33 protein-coding genes are annotated in these 25,685 nt (G+C 66.2%); 19 read left to right on the forward strand and 14 right to left on the reverse strand.

Translation table 11 applies throughout. The features are described 5' to 3' along the window. Window positions 1–241 precede the first annotated feature (241 nt). The 3 genes from trmB to lnt form a co-directional block, all read right to left on the reverse strand. On the reverse strand, window positions 242–1,009 hold the full coding sequence (gene trmB / locus KTC28_RS08070; protein WP_439650125.1) for a tRNA (guanosine(46)-N7)-methyltransferase TrmB: 768 nt from the start codon (window positions 1,007–1,009) through the stop codon (window positions 242–244). Next, window positions 964–2,202: a methionine adenosyltransferase gene (gene metK, locus KTC28_RS08075; RefSeq protein ID WP_216708426.1), complete on the reverse strand. Its 1,239-nt coding sequence runs from the start codon at window positions 2,200–2,202 to the stop codon at window positions 964–966. Before metK ends, trmB begins: the two co-directional genes overlap by 46 nt. Before the next feature lie 76 nt (window positions 2,203–2,278). After that, a complete protein-coding gene (gene lnt / locus KTC28_RS08080; RefSeq protein WP_216708427.1) occupies window positions 2,279–3,778 on the reverse strand; it encodes an apolipoprotein N-acyltransferase in 1,500 nt (499 codons plus the stop codon). Window positions 3,779–4,023: 245 nt separating this feature from the next. Between lnt and KTC28_RS08085 the strand changes: the two genes are divergently transcribed. From KTC28_RS08085 to KTC28_RS08120, 8 genes are all read left to right on the forward strand, one after another. Further along, window positions 4,024–4,293: a hypothetical protein gene (locus KTC28_RS08085; RefSeq protein ID WP_216708428.1), complete on the forward strand. Its 270-nt coding sequence runs from the start codon at window positions 4,024–4,026 to the stop codon at window positions 4,291–4,293. A gap of 10 nt (window positions 4,294–4,303) precedes the next feature. Beyond that, on the forward strand, window positions 4,304–4,534 hold the full coding sequence (locus tag KTC28_RS08090) for a DUF2171 domain-containing protein (protein ID WP_216708429.1): 231 nt from the start codon (window positions 4,304–4,306) through the stop codon (window positions 4,532–4,534). Beyond that, window positions 4,535–5,452, forward strand: a complete 918-nt coding sequence (gene truB / locus KTC28_RS08095; RefSeq protein ID WP_216708865.1) for a tRNA pseudouridine(55) synthase TruB — start codon at window positions 4,535–4,537, stop codon at window positions 5,450–5,452. Between the two features lie 12 nt (window positions 5,453–5,464). Further along, window positions 5,465–5,734 carry a 30S ribosomal protein S15 gene (gene rpsO, locus KTC28_RS08100; RefSeq protein WP_216708430.1) on the forward strand — a complete coding sequence of 90 codons (270 nt, stop codon included), beginning with the start codon at window positions 5,465–5,467 and terminating at the stop codon, window positions 5,732–5,734. Window positions 5,735–5,847: 113 nt separating this feature from the next. Beyond that, complete coding sequence (gene pnp, locus KTC28_RS08105) at window positions 5,848–8,175, forward strand: polyribonucleotide nucleotidyltransferase (protein WP_216708431.1); 2,328 nt, start codon at window positions 5,848–5,850, stop codon at window positions 8,173–8,175. 133 nt (window positions 8,176–8,308) lie between these two features. Then, window positions 8,309–9,730 (forward strand): NAD(P)H-dependent flavin oxidoreductase, encoded by a 1,422-nt coding sequence (locus tag KTC28_RS08110; RefSeq protein ID WP_370647496.1) that lies wholly within the window; start codon window positions 8,309–8,311, stop codon window positions 9,728–9,730. A gap of 368 nt (window positions 9,731–10,098) precedes the next feature. Beyond that, window positions 10,099–10,320 carry a hypothetical protein gene (locus tag KTC28_RS08115; protein ID WP_216708432.1) on the forward strand — a complete coding sequence of 74 codons (222 nt, stop codon included), beginning with the start codon at window positions 10,099–10,101 and terminating at the stop codon, window positions 10,318–10,320. Between the two features lie 300 nt (window positions 10,321–10,620). Next, complete coding sequence (locus KTC28_RS08120; RefSeq protein ID WP_216708433.1) at window positions 10,621–11,727, forward strand: right-handed parallel beta-helix repeat-containing protein; 1,107 nt, start codon at window positions 10,621–10,623, stop codon at window positions 11,725–11,727. 106 nt (window positions 11,728–11,833) lie between these two features. Here KTC28_RS08120 and pyk read toward each other — a convergent pair whose 3' ends face one another. Beyond that, on the reverse strand, window positions 11,834–13,276 hold the full coding sequence (pyk, locus tag KTC28_RS08125; RefSeq protein ID WP_216708434.1) for a pyruvate kinase: 1,443 nt from the start codon (window positions 13,274–13,276) through the stop codon (window positions 11,834–11,836). A 99-nt stretch (window positions 13,277–13,375) separates the two neighbouring features. Between pyk and KTC28_RS08130 the strand changes: the two genes are divergently transcribed. After that, window positions 13,376–13,747 carry a DUF1244 domain-containing protein gene (locus KTC28_RS08130; protein WP_216708435.1) on the forward strand — a complete coding sequence of 124 codons (372 nt, stop codon included), beginning with the start codon at window positions 13,376–13,378 and terminating at the stop codon, window positions 13,745–13,747. 24 nt (window positions 13,748–13,771) lie between these two features. Here KTC28_RS08130 and KTC28_RS08135 read toward each other — a convergent pair whose 3' ends face one another. Then, entirely contained in the window at window positions 13,772–14,143 is a 372-nt protein-coding gene (locus tag KTC28_RS08135; RefSeq protein WP_216708436.1) for a VOC family protein, read from the reverse strand. Between the two features lie 34 nt (window positions 14,144–14,177). After that, window positions 14,178–14,588, reverse strand: coding sequence for a VOC family protein (locus tag KTC28_RS08140; protein WP_216708437.1), 411 nt, complete (start codon window positions 14,586–14,588; stop codon window positions 14,178–14,180). Between the two features lie 66 nt (window positions 14,589–14,654). Between KTC28_RS08140 and KTC28_RS08145 the strand changes: the two genes are divergently transcribed. Genes KTC28_RS08145 through KTC28_RS08180 form a run of 8 tightly spaced genes read left to right on the forward strand, consistent with a single transcriptional unit; the run spans window position 14,655 to window position 18,644 of the window. Beyond that, window positions 14,655–14,900, forward strand: coding sequence for a DUF2312 domain-containing protein (locus tag KTC28_RS08145; protein WP_216708438.1), 246 nt, complete (start codon window positions 14,655–14,657; stop codon window positions 14,898–14,900). Between the two features lie 25 nt (window positions 14,901–14,925). Continuing rightward, window positions 14,926–15,414 carry a (2Fe-2S)-binding protein gene (locus tag KTC28_RS08150; protein ID WP_216708439.1) on the forward strand — a complete coding sequence of 163 codons (489 nt, stop codon included), beginning with the start codon at window positions 14,926–14,928 and terminating at the stop codon, window positions 15,412–15,414. After that, the gene (locus tag KTC28_RS08155) at window positions 15,407–16,198 is read left to right on the forward strand and encodes an FAD binding domain-containing protein (RefSeq protein WP_216708440.1); all 792 of its coding nucleotides are present in this window, start codon (window positions 15,407–15,409) and stop codon (window positions 16,196–16,198) included. Before KTC28_RS08150 ends, KTC28_RS08155 begins: the two co-directional genes overlap by 8 nt. A gap of 60 nt (window positions 16,199–16,258) precedes the next feature. Continuing rightward, window positions 16,259–17,005, forward strand: a complete 747-nt coding sequence (locus KTC28_RS08160; RefSeq protein WP_216708441.1) for a YebC/PmpR family DNA-binding transcriptional regulator — start codon at window positions 16,259–16,261, stop codon at window positions 17,003–17,005. Between the two features lie 16 nt (window positions 17,006–17,021). After that, a complete protein-coding gene (gene ruvC / locus KTC28_RS08165; protein ID WP_216708442.1) occupies window positions 17,022–17,525 on the forward strand; it encodes a crossover junction endodeoxyribonuclease RuvC in 504 nt (167 codons plus the stop codon). A gap of 10 nt (window positions 17,526–17,535) precedes the next feature. After that, a complete protein-coding gene (gene ruvA / locus KTC28_RS08170) occupies window positions 17,536–18,135 on the forward strand; it encodes a Holliday junction branch migration protein RuvA (protein ID WP_216708443.1) in 600 nt (199 codons plus the stop codon). A 60-nt stretch (window positions 18,136–18,195) separates the two neighbouring features. Beyond that, window positions 18,196–18,339 carry a hypothetical protein gene (locus KTC28_RS08175; protein WP_216708444.1) on the forward strand — a complete coding sequence of 48 codons (144 nt, stop codon included), beginning with the start codon at window positions 18,196–18,198 and terminating at the stop codon, window positions 18,337–18,339. After that, window positions 18,339–18,644: a hypothetical protein gene (locus tag KTC28_RS08180; protein WP_216708445.1), complete on the forward strand. Its 306-nt coding sequence runs from the start codon at window positions 18,339–18,341 to the stop codon at window positions 18,642–18,644. The genes KTC28_RS08175 and KTC28_RS08180 overlap by 1 nt, the downstream gene beginning before the upstream one ends. Here the strand turns inward: KTC28_RS08180 and KTC28_RS08185 are convergent. After that, window positions 18,598–19,188, reverse strand: coding sequence for a YdcF family protein (locus KTC28_RS08185; RefSeq protein ID WP_216708446.1), 591 nt, complete (start codon window positions 19,186–19,188; stop codon window positions 18,598–18,600). The genes KTC28_RS08180 and KTC28_RS08185 overlap by 47 nt on opposite strands. 94 nt (window positions 19,189–19,282) lie before the next feature. On the opposite strand from KTC28_RS08185, the gene ruvB reads away from it, so the two are divergent. Further along, window positions 19,283–20,302: a Holliday junction branch migration DNA helicase RuvB gene (gene ruvB / locus KTC28_RS08190; RefSeq protein ID WP_216708447.1), complete on the forward strand. Its 1,020-nt coding sequence runs from the start codon at window positions 19,283–19,285 to the stop codon at window positions 20,300–20,302. Between the two features lie 2 nt (window positions 20,303–20,304). Here ruvB and KTC28_RS08195 read toward each other — a convergent pair whose 3' ends face one another. The 6 genes from KTC28_RS08195 to KTC28_RS08220 form a co-directional block, all read right to left on the reverse strand. After that, window positions 20,305–20,466, reverse strand: a complete 162-nt coding sequence (locus KTC28_RS08195) for a hypothetical protein (RefSeq protein ID WP_216708448.1) — start codon at window positions 20,464–20,466, stop codon at window positions 20,305–20,307. A gap of 54 nt (window positions 20,467–20,520) precedes the next feature. Beyond that, a complete protein-coding gene (locus KTC28_RS08200) occupies window positions 20,521–21,297 on the reverse strand; it encodes a molybdopterin-dependent oxidoreductase (RefSeq protein WP_216708449.1) in 777 nt (258 codons plus the stop codon). After that, window positions 21,294–22,199, reverse strand: a complete 906-nt coding sequence (locus KTC28_RS08205) for a cytochrome b/b6 domain-containing protein (protein WP_216708450.1) — start codon at window positions 22,197–22,199, stop codon at window positions 21,294–21,296. The genes KTC28_RS08200 and KTC28_RS08205 overlap by 4 nt, the downstream gene beginning before the upstream one ends. Before the next feature lie 82 nt (window positions 22,200–22,281). Beyond that, window positions 22,282–22,542: a hypothetical protein gene (locus tag KTC28_RS08210; RefSeq protein WP_216708451.1), complete on the reverse strand. Its 261-nt coding sequence runs from the start codon at window positions 22,540–22,542 to the stop codon at window positions 22,282–22,284. 59 nt (window positions 22,543–22,601) lie between these two features. After that, complete coding sequence (locus KTC28_RS08215) at window positions 22,602–23,285, reverse strand: DUF1223 domain-containing protein (RefSeq protein ID WP_216708452.1); 684 nt, start codon at window positions 23,283–23,285, stop codon at window positions 22,602–22,604. 123 nt (window positions 23,286–23,408) lie between these two features. Then, window positions 23,409–24,227 (reverse strand): alpha/beta fold hydrolase, encoded by an 819-nt coding sequence (locus tag KTC28_RS08220; RefSeq protein ID WP_216708453.1) that lies wholly within the window; start codon window positions 24,225–24,227, stop codon window positions 23,409–23,411. A 138-nt stretch (window positions 24,228–24,365) separates the two neighbouring features. Here KTC28_RS08220 and KTC28_RS08225 point away from each other — a divergent pair, with 138 nt between their 5' ends. Continuing rightward, on the forward strand, window positions 24,366–25,337 hold the full coding sequence (locus tag KTC28_RS08225) for a magnesium transporter CorA family protein (RefSeq protein ID WP_216708454.1): 972 nt from the start codon (window positions 24,366–24,368) through the stop codon (window positions 25,335–25,337). Here KTC28_RS08225 and KTC28_RS08230 read toward each other — a convergent pair. Continuing rightward, the gene (locus KTC28_RS08230) at window positions 25,334–25,654 is read right to left on the reverse strand and encodes a hypothetical protein (RefSeq protein WP_255602373.1); all 321 of its coding nucleotides are present in this window, start codon (window positions 25,652–25,654) and stop codon (window positions 25,334–25,336) included. The genes KTC28_RS08225 and KTC28_RS08230 overlap by 4 nt on opposite strands. Window positions 25,655–25,685: the final 31 nt, after the last annotated feature.

Below are 25,685 nucleotides of genomic sequence, written 5' to 3' on the forward strand. Positions count from 1 at the left end.
CGCTGATCAAACTCGGTGAACCGCTATTGGTAAACCGCGTTTCAAGTTGGTCGCCGACCGCGCCGACGCTTTCGCGTGAAGCCATACTTGCGCAGCCGCGGCGTGACCCGTGCCGGCTGTCATTTGAGCACCACCCGGCGTCGATCCATTTGAGACGACCATCGCGGCACTTAACTTCGTCGAACGTCATCGCTCTCTCAATACGCGCGTCGCCATCTTACAAGACAAACGCCGGAGTAGGCTAGTCCAGAGACCCGGTCGTTTCTCGACGCTCACTCCGTCTGTAGCGAAAGTACCACACCTCATGGCCAAGTCGCCGGGCCTTTGCCTCGTAACGGGTTTGCGGCCAGTTACCGGGGCGGACCTGCCAGTCCGCCGCAGCTTCGGCCAGCCACTCGAAATCGTCGCGCTGCGCCATCTGCATTAGCGACCAGCGACAATATATCGCGTGGTCGGTACCGATCCGAAGCTCACCGCCCTTCGCGAGCTTCGCCGCGATCAGGTCGAGCGGTCCCGGGTTGACGAACCTCCGTTTGGCATGACGCGCCTTCGGCCAGGGATCGGGGTGAAGCAGGAAGACCCGCGACAGGCTCGCGTCGGGCAGCCGCTCGAGGACATCGAGCGCGTCGCCCATGTGAAGGCGAACGTTGGTCAGGTCGTGCTCACGGATATGCCCGAGCGCGCCGACAACCCCATTGAGGAACGGCTCGCAGCCGATCAGGCCGACGGCCGGATTGGCCACCGCCTGTGCGGCAAGGTGTTCGCCCGAACCGAAGCCGATTTCGAACCACAACGGGCGCTGCGCATCGGGCGCGTCGCCGAACAAGACGGTCGCGTCGAGCGCCCCGGTCTCGGGAACGCTCAGCGCCGGAAGCGTCGTCTCGACGAGGTCGGCCTGGCCGAGACGAAGCTTATGCCCCTGTCGCCGCCCGTACAGGCGGCGCAGCGTTGCCGGATCCGCGCTCAGACCGCGGCCTTGAGCTTGTCGACCAGGTCGAGCTTTTCCCAGCTGAAGCCGCCATCGCTGTCGGGGGTGCGGCCGAAGTGGCCGTACGACGCGCTGCGCTGGTAGATCGGCTTGTTGAGCCCGAGATGCTCGCGGATGCCGCGCGGGGTCAGGCGGACGAGGGTCGGCAGGACCGCCTCGATCGTCGCCTCGGGGACCGTGCCGGTGCCGTGGGTGTCGACATACAGCGACAGCGGCTCGGACACGCCGATCGCATAGCTGAGCTGGATCGTGACGCGGCGGGCGAGGCCGGCGGCGACGATGTTCTTTGCCATGTAGCGGGTGATGTACGCCGCCGAGCGATCGACCTTCGTCGGATCCTTGCCGCTGAACGCGCCACCGCCGTGGGGCGAAGCGCCGCCGTAGGTGTCGACGATGATCTTGCGCCCGGTCACGCCGGCGTCGCCGTCGGGTCCGCCGATTTCGAAGCGCCCGGTCGGATTGACGTAGATCGCGGTCTCGTCGGTGATGAAGCCGTCGGGGAGGATGTCGTGGAAGACGCCGACGACATAGTCGCGGAGCGTCGCGTACTTCCCGGCGTCGCCGCCGGTCTCGCCGTCGCTCTCCCACGGCAGGCAGTAATCGACCGCGTGCTGGGTCGAGACGACGAGCGCGGTCGCGCGGACCGGGACCTCGTTTTCGTACGCGAGGGTAACCTGGCTCTTCGCGTCGGGCTCGAGGAACGGGGCTTTGCCCGAATGACGGTCGGCGGCCATCCGCTCGAGGATCTTGTGCGAATAATACAGTGTCGCCGGCATCAGGTCGGGGGTCTCGTCGGTCGCATAGCCGAACATGATGCCCTGGTCGCCGGCACCCTCGTCCTTGTTGCCGCTCGCATCGACGCCCTGCGCGATGTGCGCCGACTGGGGGTGGAGGTGGTTTTCGAAGACGAGGTTCTGCCAGTGGAAGCCCGACTGTTCATAGCCGATGCGCTTGACGGTCGCGCGAACCGCGGCCTGGATTTCCTCCTGCGCGCCGTCGGCCCAGTTGCCATGGGTGTCGATCATGCCGAGACCGCGAACTTCGCCCGCGAGCACGACGCGGTTGGTGGTGGTCAGCGTCTCGCAGGCGACGCGGGCATATGGGTCCTTCGACAGGAACAGGTCGACGACGGCGTCGCTGATCTGGTCGGCAACCTTGTCAGGGTGACCTTCGGATACGGATTCGCTGGTAAAGATAAACGAGCTGCGCGCCATCGGGGAGCCTTTGTGTATTCAGTCCGGGCGACCGATAATCAGCGTGACGCCCCCGCGCAAGCGTATAAAGCTATCCTTATATCCGACGCCGTGCCGGTCGACCCGCCGTCATCGCACCCGCAACGAGCGCCAACCCGAAGACTAAACTTGTCCAATGCGCGAAGCGTCCGAACAGCGTCGGCGGCAACGGCGGCGGGACGCGGAGCGACAGGGTCGCGGCTTGGTGCGGGCCGATACTGGCGACAATGCGGCCGTACGCGTCGATCATCGCGCTGATCCCGGTCGGCGTGACGCGCGCGATCGGCAGCCCCTCCTCGATCGCGCGGAGGCGCGCCTGCGCGAGATGTTGCGGCGGGCCCCACGCGCCGAACCATGCGTCGTTCGAGATGTTGACGATCCATGCCGGGCGATGGGCTTCGTCGACGACCGCGGCGGGGAAGATGACCTCGTAGCAGATCTGGATACCTGCCGCCGGGAAGCCGGGCAGGTCGAGCGTGCGCGGTCCGGGACCGGCGAGAAAATCGATGTCACCCGGCGTCAGGCGCGCGAGGCCGAGGCGCGTCATCAGCGGACGCGCCGGGACATATTCACCGAGCGGCACGAGGTGGCTCTTGTCATAGCGCCCTAGGAGCGTCGCGTTCGCGTCGAGGACGTACAGGCTATTGGTCGCTTCGGCGGGGGTGCCATCGGCGTTGCGGATCAAGGCGATGCCGCCGAACAGCAGCAGGTCGCCGGGGCTGAGGATGCTCGCGAGATGCGCGCGGGCGGCTGGATCTTCGTCGACGAGGTCCGACACCGCCGACTCCGACCAGATCGTGATCGACTGCCGATGCGGCTCGGGGCCAAGCGCCACCCGGCTGAGCGCGAGGTATTTTTCGACGTGCGCGGCGGAATCGTCGTATTTCTCGTCCTGCCCGATGTTCGGCTGGATGAGGTGGACGAGCGGACCGTTGGCGGGGAAGGGCGCGGGCAAGGTGAAGCGGGTCAGCAGCGCGACACCGCAGATCGCGGCAAAACTTGCGACTGCACCGAATGGTTTTTGCGAGGCAACAAATGCTGCGGCGAGGATCATCAATCCCGAGAGGCCAAGCGCACCGATCCATGCCGCCCCGAGCACTACACCCCCTGCCGGCAGCCACGCCGCGCCCAGCGGGTTCCACGCGAACCCCGACAGCACATGTCCGCGCAGCCATTCGCACAGCATCCACGCAACGGCGAACATCAGCACCCGGCTGATGCCGGGCCGCGGCCACGCCCGGGCGAGCCCGCCGGCCAGCGCAGGATAGATCGCGAGGAACATCGACAGTAGGACGACGGTGACGACACCCATGAACGCGGGCATCGCCGCCTGGTAGGTGAAGGCCGTCGCGATCCAGTAAAGCCCGATGGTGAAGTGCCCGACACCGAACAGCCAGCCCGCGCCCGCCGCACTGCGGACCGATGGGGCGCGTTCGATCGTCCAAAACAGCAGCGCGACGCCGATCAGCGTCAGCGGCCACCAGTCGAGCGGGGCGAACCCCAGCGCCGACACGGCACCAGCGGTGATCGGCAGCAGAAGGCGGAGGGCGCGCGGCATCGCGACGCCTCTAGCCGAGGCCCGGCGCGGCGGCTACCCGCGCCAGCGAAACTTCGCGCTGTCCTACGATACCCGAAACGGGATAGTTACGGTGCCGATGACGATTGATTCTCGACCCGGCGACTTTCGCCCTGCCCGCCGCGCCGGCGCGGGGACCCGTGCGACCGCACGGGGGGTGCGTTTCGGTTCGACGTGGCGTCAACTTCGTCAACTTCCAAATCCTACAGCCCGGAGAGGCTAGCCCCATGGCCGATTCGCCCGACCCCGCCACCTCCGTCCGCACGATGCTCGACCAGTGGCTGACGCTGTCTGCCGCAGTCGCCGAAAAGACGCTGGCCCCCGGCGTCGGCACGCCTGCGCCCGTCGATGTCGCGACGCGTGCGGATATCGAAGCGCTCGGCGAACGCCTCGGCCGGATCGAGGCGCTGCTCGTCGCGCTTGCCGGGGCCACGCTAAATCGTCCCGCCGGTGGAGCCGAAGCCGCGCCGCCTGCGTTCGTCCCCGCAGCCCAATAAGGAGAATATAATGGCCGACCTTTCGAAGATCACGGAGCATATGAACGTCATCGGTGCCGACGGCGTCCATGTCGGGACAGTCGATCACGTCGACGGCGACCGGATCAAGCTGACCAAGGACAGCACAACTCACAATCACCATCACTGGATTTCGGGTGGCCTCGTCGCCGACATCGAGGGCAACGACGTCCGCCTGTCGGCGAACGGCGATGTCGCTGTGACGTTCGAAGAGGAAAAGTAGCTGGAACCGGCCCCGACTCCCCGCGAGCCGGGGCCGCTCCACGGCTGGATCGTCGTCGACAAACCGCTCGGGCTGAGCTCGGCGCAGGGGGTCGCGGCGGTCAAGCGGATCCTCCGCCAGGCGGGGTATCCCAAGGTCAAGATCGGCCACGGCGGGACGCTCGACCCGCTCGCGACCGGCGTCCTGCCGATCGCGCTGGGTGAGGCGACCAAGCTTGCCGGGCGAATGCTCGACGCGACCAAGGGCTACGCCTTCACCGTCGCGTGGGGCGTAGCCACCGCGACCGACGACCGGGAAGGTGAGGTCGTTGCGACCTCAGGAATTCGCCCTGACAAACCCGCGATAGCCGCCGCGCTTCACGCCTTTCGTGGGCCGATCGTCCAGACACCGCCCGCCTATTCCGCGCTCAAGGTCGACGGCGAGCGGGCCTACAAACTGGCGCGGGCAGGGGAGACCGTCGTCCTCGCCGAGCGTAATCTGACGATCCACGCCTTCGACCTGTTCGAAGCGCGCGACGACGACGCCGACTTCGCCGTCACCTGCTCGAAGGGCACCTACGTCCGCAGCCTCGCCCGCGACCTAGCGATCTCACTCGGAACCGTCGGACACGTCGCGGCGCTCCGCCGGACCCGCGCCGGACCGTTCACCCTCGACGCGGCGATTTCGCTGGACAAATTGGCCGATTTGCTACAGGCGGGCGATGAACAGGCAATACTGCCGCTGACGGCGGGGCTGGACGACATCCCGGCTCTATCCGTTACGCCCGAAGACGCAGCCCTCCTTCGACAAGGTCGGACGCTCCCCGGGCACCCCGCATCCCACGGGCTGTATCTGGCGACCGACGGACCTGTTCCGGTCGCCCTGGTGGAGGTTTCCTCCATCGCGGTACGGGTCGTGCGCGGGTTCAACCTGACTTGAAGGAGACCCACGATGTCGATCACAATCGAGCGCAAGACTGCGCTGATCGCCGAACACGCCCGCACCACCGGTGACACCGGCTCACCCGAAGTCCAGGTCGCGATCCTGACCGAGCGCATCGCCAACCTGACCGAGCATTTCAAGACCCACGGCAAGGATAACCATTCGCGCCGCGGCCTGCTGATGCTGGTCAACAACCGGCGCTCGCTGCTCGACTATCTCAAGAGCCGCGACACCGCCCGCTACACCGATCTGATCGGCAAGCTCGGGCTTCGCAAGTAATTCGGGACAGGCTCCTTCGGGAGCCTGTTCTTTTTCCGGCCGCCGCAATGACGCGGCACGCCGGCGTAGGCCGCGCACGGCAAAGGGCCGGGCGCATATGAAAGACTGAGACTATGTTCACGATCCACAAGCAGGAAGTCATGTGGGGCGGCCGCAAGCTGACCCTCGAGACCGGGCACATCGCCCGCCAGGCCGACGGCGCGGTTCTCGCGACGTACGGCGACACCGTCGTTCTTTGCGCCGTCACTGCGGCGAAGTCGGTCAAGGAAGGCCAGGACTTCTTCCCGCTGACCGTCCACTACCAGGAGAAGTTCTCCGCCGCCGGTCGCATTCCCGGCGGCTTCTTCAAGCGCGAGCGCGGTGCCACCGAGCACGAGACGTTGACGTCGCGCCTGATCGACCGCCCGATCCGCCCGCTGTTTCCCGAGGGCTTCTACAATGAGGTCCTGATCATCGCGCAGGTCCTGTCGTACGACGGTGAGAACGAGGCCGACATCGTCGCGCTCGTCGCCGCCTCCGCCGCTCTGACGCTGTCGGGCGTTCCGTTCATGGGTCCGCTCGCCGCCGCGCGCGTCGCCTATGTCGACGGCCAGTATGTCCTCAACCCGACCAAGACCCAGATCAAGGAAGGCAGCCTCGAGCTGATCGCCGCGGGCACCCGCGACGCCATTCTCATGGTCGAATCCGAAGCCAAGGAGCTGTCGGAAGAAGTCATGCTCGGCGCGGTGATGTTCGCGCACAACGAGTCGAAGCCGGTGATCGAGGCGATCATCAAGCTTGCCGAAGCCGGTGCCAAGGATCCTTGGGAACTCAAGGGCGCAGGCGACCAGAGCTCGATGATTGACCAGATCAAGGGTGTCGCCGGGGCCGCGATCTCCGACGCGTACAAGATCATCGCCAAGGCCGACCGCCAGTCGGCGCTCGGTGTCGCCAAGGCGAAGGTTAAGGACCTGTTTGCCGGCTCGGCTCCGGCCGAGGCGTTGAAGGCATCGAAGCTTGTCAAGAAGATCGAGGCCGGCATCGTCCGCACCCAGATACTCAAGGACGGCATCCGCATCGACGGCCGCGACACCAAGACAGTCCGTCCGATCGAAGCGATGGTCGGCTTCCTGCCGCGCACCCACGGCTCGGCGCTGTTCACCCGCGGCGAGACCCAGGCGATCGTGTCGACGACGCTCGGCACCTCCGACGCCGAGCAGATGATCGATGGCCTCGACGGGCTGCGCTACGAGCGCTTCATGCTCCACTACAACTTCCCGCCGTACTCGGTAGGTGAAGTCGGGCGCTTCGGTGCTCCCAGCCGCCGCGACATTGGTCACGGCAAGCTGGCGTGGCGCGCGATCAACCCGCTGCTGCCGGCCAAGGAAGACTTCCCGTATACGATTCGCGTCCTGTCGGACATCACCGAGTCGAACGGCTCGTCGTCGATGGCGACCGTCTGCGGCGCGTCGCTGGCACTGATGGACGCGGGCGTTCCCCTCGTTCGTCCGGTCGCGGGTATTGCGATGGGCCTGATCCTCGAAGGCAAGGATTTCGCCGTGTTGAGCGACATCCTCGGTGACGAGGATCATCTCGGCGACATGGACTTCAAGGTTGCAGGTACCAGCGAGGGCGTCACCGCGCTCCAGATGGACATCAAGGTCGCCGGCATCACCGAGGAGATCATGAAGGTCGCGCTCGGCCAGGCGAAGGCCGGCCGCGAGCACATCCTCGGCGAGATGGCGAAGGCGCTCGACACGACCCGGACCGAGATGTCGGCGCACGCGCCGCGCATCGAGAGCTTCCAGATCGACAAGTCGAAGATCCGCGACGTCATCGGCACCGGCGGCAAGATCATTCGTGAGATCGTCGCCACGACCGGTGCCAAGGTCAACATCGAGGACGACGGCACGGTCAAGATCGCGTCGTCCGATCCGGCGCAGATCGAGGCCGCCAAGGCGTGGATCATGGGCATCACCCAGGAAGCCGAAGTCGGAAAGATTTACACCGGCAAGGTCGTCTCGATGGTCGACTTCGGCGCGTTCGTGAACTTCATGGGGTCGAAGGACGGCCTCGTCCACATCTCCGAAATCAAGAACGAGCGCGTCGCCAAGGTCAGCGAAGTCCTGACCGAGGGCCAGCCGGTCAAGGTCAAGGTGCTCGGCATCGACGACCGCGGCAAGGTCCGCCTGTCGATGCGCCTCGTCGACCAGGAGACCGGTGCCGAAATCGCCGACACCCGTCCGCCGCGTGAGGACGGTCCCGACCGTGCCCCGCGCAGCGACCGCGGCCCGCGCCGTGACGGTGGCGATCGCGGCGGCAACCGCGGCGGTGGTGGTGGTGATCGCGGCCCGCGTCGCGATGGCGGCTCGAGCGACCGTGGCCCGCGCCCCGAGCGTGCAGCCGAGCCCGAGGGCGAGCCGACGTTCGCGCCGAGCTTCATCACCGGCGACCGCGACTAACCGGTGGGGGTGGGCGTCGCCCGCTAGTTCGGTTACGTACATGGGGGACCGCTCGCAATCGGGTGGTCCCCTTTGTCTTGGGGTGGGGGCTCCTACATAGTCGTAAGGAGCCCAAAGGCGTGAGAGTGGATCGATGCTGCTGAACGGCCTCAATGCGGTGATGATGGGTGGACGGCATGTCCTGCCATTGGTCGAGGGCGGCAAGGGTGTCGCCGCGACCAACCATCTGTCGTCGGGCGCTTGGGCGCTCGCGGGCGGGGTCGGCACGATCAGCGCGGTGAACGCCGACAGCTACGACGCGACCGGTCGGATCATCCCGCAGGTCTATGCTGCGCTCAGCCGCCGCGACCGCCATGAGGAACTTGTCGGTTACGCGATCGAAGGCGCGGTCCAGCAGGTCCAGCGCGCCTATGAAATGGCGTCGACCGAGCTTCAGCGCGGGCTTGGCGCGATCAATATCAACGTCTTGTGGGAAATGGGCGGGGCGCAGCGCGTCCTCCACGGCGTCCTCGAACGCACCCGCGGCCTCGTCAATGGCGTCACCTGCGGCGCGGGCATGCCGTATAAATTGTCCGAGATCGCGGCGTCCTACGGCGTCCATTATTACCCGATCATCAGCAGCGCGCGGGCGTTCCGGGCACTGTGGAAGCGCGCCTACTCGAAGGCGGCCGAGTGGCTCGGCGCGGTGGTCTACGAGGATCCGTGGCTTGCCGGCGGCCATAACGGCCTGTCGAACGCCGAGGACCCGCGCCAGCCGCAGGACCCGCTCCCCCGCGTTCGCGACCTGCGCGCGGTCATGCGCGAGAGCGGCATTCCGGACAGCGTGCCGATCGTCATGGCGGGCGGCGTCTGGGCGTTGCGCGAGTGGACCGATTGGATCGGCAACCCCGAACTCGGGCAGATCGTCTTCCAGTTCGGCACGCGGCCGCTACTGACCAAGGAAAGTCCGATTCCGCAGGGGTGGAAGGACCGGCTGATGACACTCAAGGAGGGTGACATCCTCCTCCACAAATTCTCGCCGACCGGCTTTTATTCGAGCGCGGTTCGCAACCCGTATCTCCGTGCGCTCGAGGCACGGTCGGCGCGCCAGATCGCCTTCAGCACGACCGCGACCGGCGACCACCAGTTCCTCCTCGACGTCGGCGTCGGGCGTAAGAAATATTGGGTAACCCGCGACGACCTGCTCCGCGCGCGCGAATGGGCGGCGCTGGGTAATTCGGAGGCGCTCAAGACCCCCGACAATACGCTGGTCTTCGTCACGCCCGAGGATAAGGGCATTATCCGCCAGGACCAGAGCGACTGCATGGGCTGCCTCAGCCAGTGTGGCTTCAGTGCATGGGCCGACACCGAGGATAATTCGACCGGCCGTCTCGCCGATCCGCGGTCGTTCTGCATCCAGAAGACGCTGCAGGACATCGCCCACGGCGGCGATACCGAGCAGAACCTGATGTTCGGCGGTCACAGCGCTTTCCGTTTCGCCAAGGACCCGTTTTATTCCAACGGCTTCGTTCCAACGGTTAAGCAACTCGTCGACCGGATCATGACCGGCGACTAAGGGTCGCGACGAGGAGCGGCGGTGCAATTGAACGCCGATGGCGGACGTTCGCCCGTTCAAAGGTCACACGAAGTTCACGCTTTTCGACACTGAAATCGATGTTCTTGACCCTCGCCCTCGTGCCTCGAACTCGACTGCACGCGCGGCGACGCCCGAGCGCAATGCCAATCTTCGACATCTGACGATGAGAAAGAGCGCGGATAGCCGCCCGCTGGCGACATGGCGGGCACGCTACGCTCGCCGGTCGCCTGTAGGACAGCGTTAAATCTGCCGGGGTGTAACGTTGCCATGGATGCGCCCGAACGCAGGAGGACCGTCTGCCTGGCGGTCCCGCTCGTCGCGGCAACGAAAGATCCTGGAGACCTCCAATGAAATTCTTCATTACCGCTCTGCTGCTTGCCACCGCGGCCGGGTCCACCGCCACCGCTCAAACCGCAGCGACCAACACCGCGATCTCGGCCGCCGACATGAAGACGATCGGCAAGTGCAAGGCGATGAAGCACGACGCGATGGCACGCAGCGCGATGTGCGCGAAGATGGTGCAGCTTTACCCGAACCAGTTCGCCAACACCGCCGGTACCAACGGCTGACGCGTACCCGCCGATCTGGTGGCCGGATCGGCGGGAACCGCGCAGCATACGCTGGCGGGGGCCCAACCGCTTCGCCCGCCAATACCGTTCCAAATGTCGGCACGATCGATGGCCAATCGCTACAGTATGAGATTACTGACGAGATAAGGCCGACGATGGGGTAACGTGTTAACTAGATCACAATGCTAAATAAAAAAAAGAAAACAATATTTATCAATAACATGTCTTAACTACCCTGTACGCTTGCGTACATAAAAAAGCGTGAGTATCCCATGAGCGACGTCACATCGGGGGTGAGACATGATCAAGGTACTGCCGCTAACCATCTTGTTCTATTCTGTGGCCATGTTAGCGCCCGCAGATGCGAAGACCGTTACCGCGACATATGACACGTTCGACTCGGTTATAAGTACCGTTCAGGGTGGCGACACTATCAATTTGGTCGGTGACTTCCAATTGATGAGGACCCAAAATTATTCATTCTCGTCCCCGGTCATTATCAACGCATCGGCGGCAACCTTTCACCGGACATGGACCCTGCGCGATGTGAATAACCTGTCGATCCAGGGTGGAACCTTCGATTTTCATCCGGTCGATGCGCTCTATGCAGCAGCCCTGGAGGTGTACGACAGCAACAACATCAGCGTCGACCGGACCTTGTTTACCGATGACGGTGGTCACGACGGTGCACTTTTTTCGTCGTCGACGAACATCAGCGTGACCAACAGCAAGTTCAACAGCCTGTCGCACTCGATCGGCCTGAAGAACGTTGATGGGGCGAACTTGTACAACAACCTGACGATCGGCACGACGGTCGATGGTTTCGACATTGCTGGCAGCCAGAATGTCGTCGCCAGTCATAACAGTTGCATCGACGGCGCGCCGCAGACAGGTGCGCATCCCGACTGCATTCAGATCTATGGGATCGTCGACGGCGCGCTGAGCAGCAATATAACTCTCAGCGACAATCTCGCTTTCGGCGCGACGCAGGGCTTTACCAAGTTCGTGACCGGCGGAGCGGGGACGAATATCTCGATGATCCGTAATCTCGTCGAGACGACATATTCACAGGGCATCGCGTGTTACGATTGCTTCGCCAGCAATATCAGCGACAATCTATTGGTAACGCTCGCTGCGTCGCCCCACTTCGTCAATCTGAATATCATTGGCGGGGCGAATAATACGGTGGGCGGTAATGTGTTCGAAGGTATCGGACGCGTCGCCCTTTACCGCCCGGTACTCGGTTCGATCTGGCACGATGCCGGCGTCATCCCTTGGGGTGCCGGGGCGCTCGAGGCGGGCATTGGCCTTGTGCCCGAACCATCGGTCTGGGCGAGCTTGATCGCTGGTTTCGCCGCAGTCGGATGGGCCTTGCGCGCGAGCCGCCGTCGACTGGTGCTGGCCTGATCGCTCTTGGGGCGGCCGCCTTCTGGCCGCCCCATCACGTGAGAGCGCGGCGCACTCGAGCAAGTTGCTCACCGATGAAATCGTCGGACTAAATTTCAGTTCGCGATCAGTGGCCCTCCAGCTCCTTTCCCGTCAGCCGAACGACATGGACGACGTTCGTCGTTCCCGGGGTCGAGAACGGTACCCCCGCAATCAGCACCAACAGGTCGCCGCCAGCAGCAAGCTGCGTCCGCAGCGCCATGCGCTTCGACTTGTCGACCATCTCTTCGAAGCCGGCGACGTCGCGAGTGACGACGGCATGGACGCCCCAGACCAGCCCCATTCGCCGCGCGGTCGCGCGCGCCGGAGTCAGGCATAGGATCGGCACGCCGGCACGTTCGCGCGCGGCGCGGCGTGCTGTCGAGCCTGAGATGGTGAAGCACGCCATCGCCCTCGCCCCGGTCGTCTTGACGATCGCCGCTGCCGCCGCGCTCATCGCGTCCGCCGTCGTGTGGGCGGTCGCGGTCTCGGTGAAGTGGACCCGCGCATAATATTGCGGGTCGGCCTCGGTCGTCCGCGCGATCGCGTCCATCATCGTCACCGCCTCAACCGGCCATGCGCCCGCGGCGCTCTCGGCCGACAGCATCACCGCGTCGGCGCCGTCGTAGATCGCGGTGGCGACGTCGGAGACTTCGGCGCGGGTCGGCGACGGCGAGACGATCATCGATTCGAGCATCTGCGTCGCGACGACGACCGGCTTGCCCATCGCCCGCGCCATCGCAACGATCCGCTTCTGCGCCGGGGGGACCTGCTCGGGGGGCAGTTCGACGCCCAAGTCGCCGCGCGCGACCATCACCGCGTCGGCGAGTTCGAGGATCTCGGCGAGGCGGTCGAGCGCGGCGGGCTTCTCGATCTTGGCGAGAAGCGCCGCCTTGCCGCCGATCAAGGCGCGCGCCTCGGCGACGTCCTCGGGACGCTGAACGAACGACAGCGCGACCCAGTCGACGTTGTGGTCGAGCGCGAAGGCGAGGTCGGCACGGTCCTTCACCGTCAGTGCGGGCAGGGGCACGACGACGTCGGGGACGTTGACGCCCTTGTTGTTCGACAGCGTCCCGCCGGTGACGACGACACAGGTGATCCGGCCGGGGACGACCTCGGTGCAGCGGAGCACGACCTTGCCGTCATCGACGAGCAGCCGCTCGCCGGGGCTGAGTGCGGCGAACAATTCCTTGTGGGGGAGTTCGACACGGGTGACGTCGCCGGGGGTGGCGTCGAGGTCGAGGACGAAGGTCGCGCCGCGCTCGATCGTGACCTTGTTACCGGCAAAGCTGCCGATCCGCAGCTTCGGCCCCTGCAGGTCGGCGAGGATCGTCAGCGGGCGGCCGATCTCGCTTTCGAGCGCGCGGATGTTGGCGATCAGCGCGCCGCGAGCTTCGGGCGTGCCGTGGCTCATGTTGATGCGGAAGGCATCGGCACCGGCGACGGTCAGCGCGCGGATCATGTCGAGCGACGCCGACGCCGGGCCGAGTGTCGCAAGAATTTTTACCCTACGGGCGCGGGGGGTGAACACTGTGGCCGTCTCCTTGCAACGACGGGGCGGGCCAAGCCCGCCTTGCGCTGTGCCGTGCGCCTAGCCTTATAGGAGCGTAGGCTCAACCGGAGACGCGACATGGACGATGCTACCCGCGACGCGATCGAGGCCGCCGCCTTCCGCCGCCTCACCGCGCTGCTGCGCCATCGGACCGATGTCCAGAACGTCGATCTGATGGGAATCGGCGGGTTCTGCCGCAACTGCCTGTCGGACTGGATCGCCGAGGCGGCGGCCGAACGCGACGTCGTACTGACGAAGGATATGGCGCGCGAAATGGTCTACGGGATGCAGTACGCCGCGTACAAGACGCGCTACCAGACCGACGCGACCCCCGAACAACTCGACCGGATGCGGTCGAGCGTTGCGCGCAATTACCGCGAGGACGCCCTCGACGAGGCGCTCGACGAAAGCTTCCCCGCGAGCGATCCGCCGAGCGGCAGCCAGCCCTAAGCTGGCCGCGACGCCGCTTGTGAGTCAGACGCGCTGGGCGAACATCATGCGGTGGCCCTCGGGCGTCGCCACCACCATCTCGCGCCAGCCCCATGGCTTGCTCGCAGGTGCGGCGCGGATGATCGCCCCGCGCGCGCTAAACTCGGCATAAAGCGCGTCGACGTCATTGGTCGCGAAAAAGCCGAAATAGCTGTGGTCGCCGAGATCGGCTGGCGAGAGCGCTTCGGGGCACCGGCCCATCATCAGCCGGACCTCGCCCCGGACGACGGTGCACCAGTCGGCCCCGTTCACCCAGTCCACCGTAAACCCGAGGACGTCGATCAAGTACGCGGCCGACGCGGGGAGATCGTGGACGGCAAGGACATAGGCGTGGGGGCGGAGGGTGACTTCGGTCATCGTGCTGCTCCTGGGCCGATCGAGGGGTCGCGACTCACTCGAACGAATATGCGTCTGCGGTCAGCCGCTGGGAAATCCACCACGTCGTCTGCCACGGATCGACGATTCCGCCCTGCCGGTCACCGTAAGGCCGATCGTCGGCCTCCATGATCGACGTCGCGCCATGAGCGACCGCCTTGGCCATCGCGGCGTCGGCGTCCTCGACGAACAGATAGATTTGCGCCGCGCCTGCCGGAAAGCCAGGTTGAGCCTCGCTGACCATGATCGTCGCGGCGTGCTCGCCCCCGCCGAAGCTCACCTGGCCGTTGGCGACGACACCGTCGGGGCGGATGCTGCTGCCGACATGGACGCCGTCGAGGGCAGCGACGAGGAAATCGATATACGCGGCGGCACCGTCGACGACGAGATACGGGGCGACGGTGGCGAAACCTGCAGGGATGAACATCGCGACCTCCTTGCGCCGGGCGGGCCGGACTTCTAGCGTGCGCCATCAAGTCATCACGGAGCAATAATGTCGACGGAGAATGTTTCCGCCGAGCAGCTACGGCTGCTCATCGAGCGCATCGAACGCCTCGAAGAGGACAAGAAGGGTGTCGCCGACGACATCAAGGATGTTTACGCCGAAGCCAAGGGCACCGGTTTCGACACCAAGACGATGCGCTCGATCATCCGGCTGCGCGCGATGGAAAAGGCGGCGCGGCAGGAGCAGGAAGCGCTGCTCGAAACGTACAAGGTCGCGCTCGGTCTGGCCGACTAAGCGACACGCGGGGAGGAGCGAAGCGATGCCGACGACGCTGACGATCAACGGGGCGACCGCCGCCCACGACGTTTCACCGGCGACATTGCTCGTCGACCTGCTCCGCGACGGGCTCGGGCTGACCGGCACGCATATCGGCTGTGACACCAGCCAGTGCGGCGCGTGCAACGTGCTCGTCGACGGGCGCGCAACCAAGGCATGCACCGTCCTCGCGATCCAGCTCGACGGCGCGAGCGTGACGACGATCGAGGGGCTGGCGTCCGGGGAAACGCTCCACCCGATGCAAGCCGCATTCAAGGAGCACCACGGGCTCCAGTGCGGTTTCTGCACCCCTGGGATGGTCATGGCGGGGCTCGAGATGGTGAGGCGCCACGGCCACGATCTCGACGAGGCGACGGTCAGCCACGAGCTCGAAGGCAATCTGTGTCGGTGCACCGGCTACCGCAACATCGTCACCGCGATCGCCGCCGGCGCGAAGGCGATGGCCGCTACCGGGGAGACGACCCATGCGTGAGTTCGTCTACGAACGCCCGACGACCCTCGATGCCGCGGTCGCCGCCTTCGCCGGTGGCGGCGAGGCGGCATTGATCGCGGGCGGGCACACGTTACTCCCGGCGATGAAGTCGCGGCTGCGCCAGCCCGATACGCTCGTCGACCTCGCGGGCGTTCCCGGGCTGTCCGAGATTACCCGTAACGGCGACATGCTGTGGATCGGCGCGATGACCACCCACGCCACTGTCGCCGCCGACCCGACCGTCACGGCCGCGATCCTCGGACTCGCCGCGCTCGCGCTGTTGATCGGCGACCCGCAGGTCCGCAATCGCGGGACGATCGGCGGCGTGCTGGCGAACAACGATCCCTCCGCCGACTATCCGGCCGCGTTGCTCGCGCTCGGCGGCACCGTCGAGACGAACCTCGGCAGCCACGACGTCGACGGTTATTTCCAGGGCATGTTCGCCACCGCGCTCAGCGACGGCGAGATCATCACCCGCGTCGGGTTCAAGATCCCGAAGGCAAGCGCCTACGCCAAGTTCCGCCACCCCGCCTCGCGCTACGCGGTCGTCGGGGTGTATGTCGCGCAGACCGCCGACGGCGTCCGCGTCGCGGTGACCGGAGCCGGGCCCGGCGTCGTTCGCTGGCCCGAAGCCGAAGAAGCGCTGACCGCGAGCTTCACCCCCGAAGCGGCGAAGGGGCTGGTGCTGGGGGGCGACCTCAACACCGACATCCACGCCAGCGCGGAATATCGCGGCCACCTTGCGGGAACGATGCTGGCGCGGGCCGTCGCTGCGGCGGCTTAGTTGCGCGAGTGCCGGACGCGGGGGTAGAGACGGGAATACCCACCGCAACAGGGGCGCATTTTGGCCGGCCATAGCAAGTTCAAGAACATCATGTACCGCAAGGGCGCGCAAGACGCGAAGCGGTCGAAGATCTTCTCCAAGCTCGCGCGCGAGATCACCGTCGCGGCGAAGTCGGGGCTGCCCGACATCAACATGAATCCGCGGCTGCGCGGCGCGGTGATCGCGGCGCGGCAGGAGTCGATGCCAAAGGACAATATTGAGCGCGCGATCAAGAAGGCCGCCGAGCCCGGCGGCGATGACTATGAGGAGCTGCGGTACGAGGGCTTTGGCCCCGGCGGCGTCGCGCTGATCGTCGAGGCGCTGACTGACAACCGCAACCGCACCGCGACCCACGTCCGCACGATCTTCGCCAAGAACGGGGGCAACATGGGCGCGACCGGGTCGGTCAGCCACGGCTTCGAGCGCGTCGGGCTGATCGGCTACGACCTCAAGGCGGGCGACGCCGAGGCGGTGTTCGAAGCTGCGCTCGACGCCGGTGCCGACGACGTGGTCTCGTCAGACGAGGGTCATGAGGTCTTCACCGCGATGGATTCGCTCCACGAAGTCGCCAAGGCGCTCGAGGCGAAGCTGGGTACCCCGACTTCGACCAAGCTGCATTGGCGTGCGAAGGAGGCAGTGACGGTCGACGAGGGCACCGCGACGACGCTGATGCACCTGATCGATGCACTAGACGACGATGACGACGTCCAGACGGTGTACGGCAATTACGACGTGCCCGACGACGTGATGGCGAAGCTGCAGGCATGATGCCCGGCACGAGGCGGTGATCGTCATCGGTCTCGACCCCGGACTGCAGGCGACCGGCTGGGGGATCATCGAGGCCGACGGCAACCGCTTGCGCCACGTCGCCAACGGCACCGTCCGCAGCCGCGCCGCCGACCCGCTCGCCGACCGGCTGGTCCAATTATACGATGCACTAGAGGCGGTCATCGCCGAACATCACCCGGCGACGGCTGCGGTCGAGGAGACTTTCGTCAACACCAACCCGCAGTCGACGCTCAAGCTCGGGCAGGCGCGGGGCGTGGTGATGCTCGTCGCGGCAAAGGCGGGCATGCCGGTCGCCGAGTACGCGGCACGCTTCGTCAAGAAGGCGATCGTCGGGACCGGCGCGGCGGACAAGGGGCAGATTCAGGCGATGATCGCGCGGTTGCTGCCCGGCTGCGGCACGCTCGGGCCCGACGCGGCGGACGCGCTCGCCGTGGCGATCACCCACGCGCACATGGCCCGCACGGCAGGCGCGCACTCTGCCGCGCGCGTGATGGCGTGAGCGGGCGGACATGATCGCAAAACTGACCGGGTTGCTCGACAGCGCGGCGGCCGACAGCGCGGTGATCGACGTCAACGGCGTCGGCTATCTCGTCTTCGCCAGTGCCAAAACCCTCGGCGCGCTCGGCCCGGCGGGGGCGGCGGCGGTCCTCCATATCGAGACGCAGGTCCGCGAGGACGCGATCCAGCTGTTCGGCTTCGTCTCGGCCGACGAGCGCGACTGGTTCCGGTTGCTGCTGTCGGTGCAGGGCGTCGGCGGGCGCGTCGCGCTGGCGATCCTGTCGGTGCTTGCGCCGCCCGAGCTTCACCATGCGGTCGCGGCGAAAGACACGGCATCGATCGCCCGCGCCAACGGCGTCGGCCCGAAGCTCGCTGCGCGGATCGTTCTCGAGCTCAAGGACAAGGCGGGGAGCGTCCCGCTGTCGCTAGGCATCGTTGCTCCGCTCGCCAAGCCGGGCACCGCGGTATCCGATGCGCTATCGGCGCTCGCCAACCTCGGCTTCCGCCCGATGGACGCGAGCCGCGCGGTTGCGGAAGCGGTGGCGGAGGTCGGCGACGCGGCAGCGGTAGGCGAACTGGTTCGCGTGGCGTTGCGGAAAAGCGCGCGCTAGGTAGGGAGTCGCGACGCCACTGGCGCGTATCACCGGGACGACACACGGGAGCGATCACCGATGCGGACCGAACGACTCGCTGGTGGCAAGATCGGCATCGTCTCCCTTGGCGACTTCGATGCGAGCCGGCGCAACCTGCTGCCCAAGGTCGTCGCCCTGCGCGCGGCGTTCAAGCTCACCGCACCGGCCTATCGGAAACTCTGATGCGCGGGCTGACCCTTGGGCTCATCGCGCTGGCCGTGGTGATGGCGGTGCTGCGGCTCGGTACCGGTATCGTGTATGAAAGCGGCGCCCCGATCGCGGCCTTGGTGATCAAGACGCGACCGGGCCCTTTGGTCGAGCGAGCGGAGAGTCCGGCGTATCCGCTCGCTGCCGACATCGTCCTCGATCGCGAGGAGCCGCAACTGACGTATGCGCCGCTCTACCTCGCGTTGATGCGTACGGCGTGGGGCGTGGTCGCCGTCAGTCTTGTGGCGGCGGCGTGGACGGCGCGGCGACGACCGGCCTGACGGCATAGGCGGGCAGGGCGACCGCCTCGCGCGCCAGCGAATAAACATCGCGCCATTCGGCGAAACGCGGCCATGCCCCGCCGACGGGGTCGAGCCCCTGCCGGCGCAGCGCCAGCATCGCGCGCGGCAGATGAAACCACTGGCTGGCGACGACGACACGCGTACCGGGCTTGACCAGACCGGCGACATCCTCGGCAGTCGCCCATGTCGTTCGCCCGAGTGAGTCGCGGATGATGCATTCTGATGGAACCCCGTGGCCGACCAGCCATGCCGCCATTGCCGTCGCCTCGTCGCGACCGCTGCGGCCGACACCGCCGCTGACGAGCAGCCGCGGGGCCAAGCCAGCGCGCCAGACGTCGAGCGCCGCTGCGAGCCGCGCGGCGAGCCGGGGCGACGGACGGCCGTCGGCACCGACCTCGTTGCCGAGGACGACGATCATGTCGGCGGCGCGGGGGCGGGCGGCGAGGCCGACAATGGCGATCGCGCCGACATAAGCCAGCCCGATCCCGAGTCCGAACAGCGCGATGCGGGTGAGCGTGATCACTGAATACCGGTCATCACCACGGTCGTAGCGCTGGCGGCGCGGACTTGCCACCGATGGCGTGGCGCGCGCGCGCCCGTTGACGTAGGACGAACGCGTGACCGCCGTTCCCCTTACCCCTCTCCGCCGCCCCGAAGACGTCGACGCGGCGCTGCGGCCGCAGACGCTCGACGATTTCGTCGGGCAGGCGGCGGCGCGCGAGAACCTCCGGGTGTTCATCGCCGCGGCGAAGGGGCGGGGGGAGGCGCTCGACCATGTGCTGTTTCATGGGCCCCCGGGGCTCGGCAAAACGACGCTCGCGCAGATCGTTGCGCGCGAGTTGGGCGTCGGGTTTCGGGCGACGTCGGGGCCGGTGATCGCCAAGGCGGGTGACCTTGCCGCGCTGCTGACCAACCTCGAAGCCAATGACGTGCTGTTCATCGACGAGATCCATCGCCTGTCGCCGGCGGTCGAGGAGATCCTGTATCCGGCGATGGAGGACCGCGCGCTCGACCTGATGATCGGTGAAGGGCCGTCGGCGCGCAGCGTGCGGATCGACCTGCCGCCATTCACGCTTGTCGGGGCGACGACGCGTGCGGGGCTGGTGACAACGCCGCTCCGGGACCGCTTCGGCATCCCGCTGCGGCTGCAGTTCTATTCGGTCGACGAACTCGAAAGCGTCGTCACCCGCGCCGGTCGGCTGCTGGCGATGTACCTGACGCCGGAAGGCGCGCGCGAGATCGCGGGGCGGTCGCGCGGGACGCCACGGATTGCCGGGCGGCTGTTGCGGCGGGTGCGCGACTTCGCCGGGGCTAATACGGTCGATCGGGCGGCAGCTGATCGCGCGCTGAACCGGCTTGAGGTCGATACGCTTGGGCTCGATGCGATGGACCGGCGCTATCTGATGATGATCGCCGACATTTATCGCGGCGGTCCGGTCGGGGTCGAGACGCTCGCCGCGGGGCTGTCGGAGCCGCGCGATACTGTCGAGGAGGTCGTCGAGCCGTATCTGATCCAGACCGGGCTGGTGGCGCGAACGGCGCGGGGGAGGATGCTCAACCCGGCGGCGTGGAAGCATCTCGGGGTCAAGCCGCCCGTGACGGCGATGCAACTGCCGCTGCTCGACGACGACCTCTAGCCTCAGCCCGGCGGCAACTGGGTAAGCGGCGTCTCGGGCAGCTTTTCCGGCGGAGCGCCGACCTCGGCCTCGGTCAGCACCGGCGCGTTGACGGCATCGGCATGACCCTGCGCGAGTTCATCGGCGGTGAGCGGCGTCAGGTTCGGGTCGATCGTCGCGGGCATGGCGGGCGCTCCTTCAAGCTTACCCGACAACGCTGGCCGCGACGACCGGCTCCGTCAGATTCCCGCGTACCATTCGTAGCCGCGATCTTCCCAATAGCCGCCCTTGCCGAGCTCCATCTTGGCGAAGCTGTCGACCGCTTCGATCCGCATGACGTACTTCGCCTGCTTGTAGCCGAGCTGACGTTCGATCCGCATCCGACACGGCGCGCCATGGGCGACGTCGAGGGGCTGCCCCCGCATGGTGTGAGCGATAATCGTCTGCGGGTGGAAGGCGTCGACGAGATCGACGCTCTCGTAATAGCGCCCGGTCGACTGCGCGCCGCCCTTGGAGATCTCCCCGCCATACGTGTCGGCGCAGTGGAAGACGATATACTTCGCCGTCGGCAGCAGCCCTGCCGCCTTGAGCAGCGGCCCGAGCTGCGGCCCGGTCCACTGACCGATCGTGCTCCATCCCTCCACGCAGTCGTGGCGAGTGATCTGGGTTCGTGCCGGCAGCGCGCGCAGATCGGCGAGCGACAACGCCATTGGCCGCCGGACGAGCCCGTCGATCTTGAGCCGCCAGTTGGCAAACCCTTCGTCGACGTGGCGGCGATAGTCGTCGTCCTTCGGGTTGGTCGAGCCGTTGGGCTTGAACACCGGCGAAATGTCGGCGACGCTGAACTCCTGCGCGAGCGCGTGGCGGCCGATCAGCCGCTGCCAGCCGTAGGTCGCGCTTTCGGCCTTGGCGACGAAATCGTTCGCCCCGACCGAGTTCGACAGCTTGTCGCAGCCCGACAGCAGCAGGCCGCCGGCGCCGACCCCGATCAGCGACCGGCGTGTGAGGATGGTCATGAGCGGCGCGCCCCGTTCTTGCGATTTTGGCCAGTGTCGTACCAGCCTGTGATCATCGAGCGCAGCTGGTTGATCGGCCCGGCGAGAATGACCATCGCGACATGGACGACGATGAAGGCGATCGTCAGGTCCATCACGATGAAGTGGATCGACCGCGCCGATGATCGCCCGCCGAACAGCTGCGGCAGGAAGCCGTGCGCCGCGGCGTCGAACCCCGGCGACATCGACAGGCCCGTCAGGACCATGACCGGCAGGATGACGAACGCTGTCGCTGAATAAGCGACGCGCTGGAGGATGTGATATTCCTTGTCGTCCTCGCCACGCGGGAACTTGAGCTTCGCGTGCTGGACGATGTCGTGCCAGATATTGATCGGCGCGATCTGCTTGAGCCGTGGCCAGATGTCATCCTGCAGGTGCCGCGTGACGAGCCCATAGATCAGGTAGGTCAGGCCGTTGAGGATGAACAACCACGCGAAGAAGAAATGCCAGCGGCGGGCGGTGGCGAGGTCGCGATTGGTCGGGAAGGTCGCCCATTCGGGGAAGCCCTGTGCGATGGGCTCGCCGTCGGCTCCCTTGGCGAGGCCAAGGACGCCGGTTGTCTCGACCGTGACCGGACCGACGCGAGTCATGCCGATCGGCGTGCCGTCAGCCTTACTGCTCGCGCCGATCTCGAACCAGCGGCGCGAGTCGTCATTGTTGGCGCCATACTGGCCCCAGTAGAGCGCCGGATGGGCGTTGAAGATGTTAAGTCCGCTCGCGATCAGGAAGCCGATGCACAGGACGTTGATCCAGTGGCAGACGCGCGTGACGACGCGGTGGCGGTAATAGACGCGCCCCGGCGGCGGCGCGACGACGGTGTCGGCGAGCGGCTGGCTGGGCGGCGTATCGGCAACGGAGGCCATGCGTGCGTCCTTCGGGTCGCGGGCGTAATGGAGTGTCGCGGGCGGCGCGCCGGTTGTAAAGCGCGCCGCCCCCGGCTTGATGTCAGTGCGGCTTCGACGCCATCGCGTCCTTCTTCATCATCGCGTCGTGCTTCTTCATTTCGGCCTTGGTCATCTTCTTGCCCGCCATGTGGTCGGTGGCCATCGCATCGGTCGCCATCGCGTCGTGGGGGGCCATCTTGTCGGTCGCCATCGCATCGTGCGCGGCGGGCTTATCGGACTTCATCGCGTCCTGCGCCATCACGGCGGTCGTGCCGAACGCCGTGACAGCGGCGGCGAGCATCAGGGTCTTGATCAAGGTCATCGTCTTCTCTCTCAGATGGGCCGCCCGCCCCGAGGCGACCGGCGGTGGGTAAAGCAGGGTCAGCCGCGGACCGCGGCGAGGATCGGGCCGCCGCTCGTCTGGACAAGCACCGCAGTCAGCAGACCGGGCGCGGCGGCGGGAAGCTTGAGCGTCGCTGCCGCCCCGTCCCATTTGCCGAGCTTGACAAGCTGGCGGACGACGTTGCGGTGGCCGATCGTCCGGCCGGTATTCTCGCCGGCACGGATCGCGACCGCGATCGTCCGCGGATCGTAGCGAACGAGCCAGACATCGGCACCGCCGGCGGCAACGCTCCCCGAGCCAACCGCGACGCTGTCGGCGGTGAGGGTCAACGCGGGGCCGGCGTGGCGGCGAACGCCCTTGAGCGCGCCTTCGATCTGGCCGTGCTGCGCACCGACTACGTCGGTGGTGCCGTCGACGATGACCTGCGGCGTCCACACCTGGTCATGGTGCAGGCCGCGGGCATAATCCCACTGCCGCGACGTCTGCGCCGCGCTGGCAAACGTATCCTTCCAGCCGAGCTGATCCCAGTACGTCACCGCGAAAGTCAGCGCGAGGATGTCGGGGCGGTCGGCGATGGCGTTGAGGTTGGTGATCGCGGGCGGGCACGACGAGCATCCCTGCGACTGATACAGCTCGACCACTGTCGGGTGCGACGCGTCGATCGGCTGGGCGGCCAGGGGAGCTGAGATCAGGGCGGCGGCGAGCAGGGCGGAACGGAGCATCTTCACTGTCCTCGTGAGTGTTCGAGGACTTGTTCGGCAGGACGCGAGTGGCGGTTACAGCTAATTTGTCATCCCGGCAGAGGCCGGGATGACAAATTATGGCGTGATCGGCTTAGTGCCGCGTCAGGCGATAAAGCTCAGCAGGTCGGCGTTGAGACGGTCCTTTGCGGTCATGTGGAGACCGTGCGGCTCGTCGTCATATTCGATCAGCTTCGATCCCGCGATCATCCGCGCCGCGACGCGCCCCGAGCTGTCGATCGGCACCGTCTGGTCGGCGGTGCCGTGGATGATCAGCGTCGGCATCGTGAACGCCGCCATGTCGGGCCGGAAATCGGTCCCGGCGAAAGCCTTGGCGCATTCGATCGTCGCGCGCTGCGACCCCATCATCGCGATCTGCTGGGTCCACTGCAGATGCTCGGCCGAGACGCGCTTGCGCAGCAGCGAGTTGCCGTAGAATTGCTGGCCGAAGCTGCCGAAGAACGCGGCGCGATCCTCCTTCATGCCCTTGAGCATGTCGTCGAACACCGACTGGTCGACCCCGGTCGGATTGTCTTCGGTCTTGAGCAGATACGGCGTCACTGCGCTGACCAGAACTGCCTTGGCAATCTTCGCGCCACCGTGGCGGCCAAGATAGCGCGCGACCTCGCCGCCACCCATCGAGAAGCCGACCAGCGTGATATCGCTCAGGTCGAGATGGTCGATCAGCTGCGCCAGATCGTCGCTCATCGTGTCATAGTCGTAGCCGTTCCACGGTTGGCTCGACCGGCCGAAGCCGCGACGGTCATAGGCGCAGACGCGATAACCGTGCTCGGCGAGGAAGGTCGCCTGCTCGGACCACATGTCGGCGTCGAGCGGCCAGCCGTGGATCAGGACGATGACGCGCCCGCTGCCCCAGTCATTGAAGTAGATTTCGGTGCCGTCGCTCGTTGTGAATGTCGTCATCGCTCGCTCCTCGGTTACGGCCCATCAACCGCTGCGATCCGGGGAAGTTCAGCGGTGACACCGAAGCTTCATGGACCTGCGCGCTTGCACCAGCGCCGCCGACACCATAGCGGCAGAACCGCAAAACGGGATCGATCGATGCTCCAGCTTTATTCGGCCGGCGAAAAACGGGTGACGTGCGACGGCGATCTGACAACGGCGCTGTTGCCGCCGGGAATCGTCTGGCTCGACCTGAACGATCCGTCGAAGGCCGAGGAAGCGTTCGTCGAGCGCGTCCTCGGCATCGCCGTCCCGACCCGCGACGAGATGGTCGAGATCGAGCCGTCGAGCCGTCTTTACCAGGACGGCGATACGGTCGTCGTTATCGCCAGCCTCCTCGCCGGGGCTGCCGAGGCAACCCCGATTACAACAGCGGTGTCGTTCGTCCTGACACCGACGCACCTCGTGACGATCCGCTATGCCGCGCCGAAGGCGTTCGAGCTGTTCAGCGCGCATGTCGAACGCTCGCCGACGTTGTGCACCGACGCGACGATGACCTTGATCCATCTGCTCGATGCAATCGTCGACCGGATGGCTGATGTGCTCGAGGGCGTCGGGGCGGAGATGGACAATATCTCGAAATCGACCTTCCGCCGTGGCGGGTCGCGGACCCAGCGGATGACCAACGCCGCGCTTCAGGTTCTGCTGACGCGGATCGGTCATGTCCACGATATCGTCTCGAAGTCGCGGGTCAGCGGCGTCAGCCTCGCCCGGCTGATCAGTTTCCTCGGCAGTACGCTCGACCCGAAGGGGACGAAGGAGCATCTCGACGGGCTGGCGAAGGACGTATCGTCGCTGACCGACCATGCGAGCTACTTGAGCGGCAACATCACCTTCCTGCTCGACGCCGCGCTCGGGCTGATCAACATCGAGCAGAACGCGATCATCAAGATCTTCTCGGTCGCGGCGGTCATCTTCATGCCGCCGACGCTGGTCGCGAGCATCTACGGCATGAACTTCAAGAACATGCCCGAGCTCAATTTCCACTACGGCTACCCGATGGCGCTCGGGATTATGGTCTGCTCGGCGGTGCTGCCGTACCAGTTCTTCAAGAGCCGGGGGTGGCTCTAGCGCGGGTCGAGCGCACAGCCGTATGCCGGGGTGTAGGTCGCGGTGTGCTTCGCCAGCAGCGGCACCCACGCGGTGATCCGCTTCGCCGCCGGATCATCCTTCATCTTGACGATCTCCATGCCGGGCTCGAAGTCGGTCGCGCATGATTTCATGTCGCGGTTGCCGACATAGCGGCAGGAGCAGACGACGTGCGCGACATAACCGCTGGCGAGATCGGCGCGGCGGCCCCACGAGCTCTGCTCGAGCCACAGCCAGCCGAGACCGCCGACGACGGCGATCGTACCCAGCATGATCAGCCACCAATATCTTGCCTTCACCGGCACGCCCCCACTACCATCGTCGGCCAAC

This window comes from Polymorphobacter megasporae (genome assembly GCF_018982885.2).
GTDB classification, from domain to species: Bacteria; Pseudomonadota; Alphaproteobacteria; order Sphingomonadales; family Sphingomonadaceae; genus Polymorphobacter_B; species Polymorphobacter_B megasporae.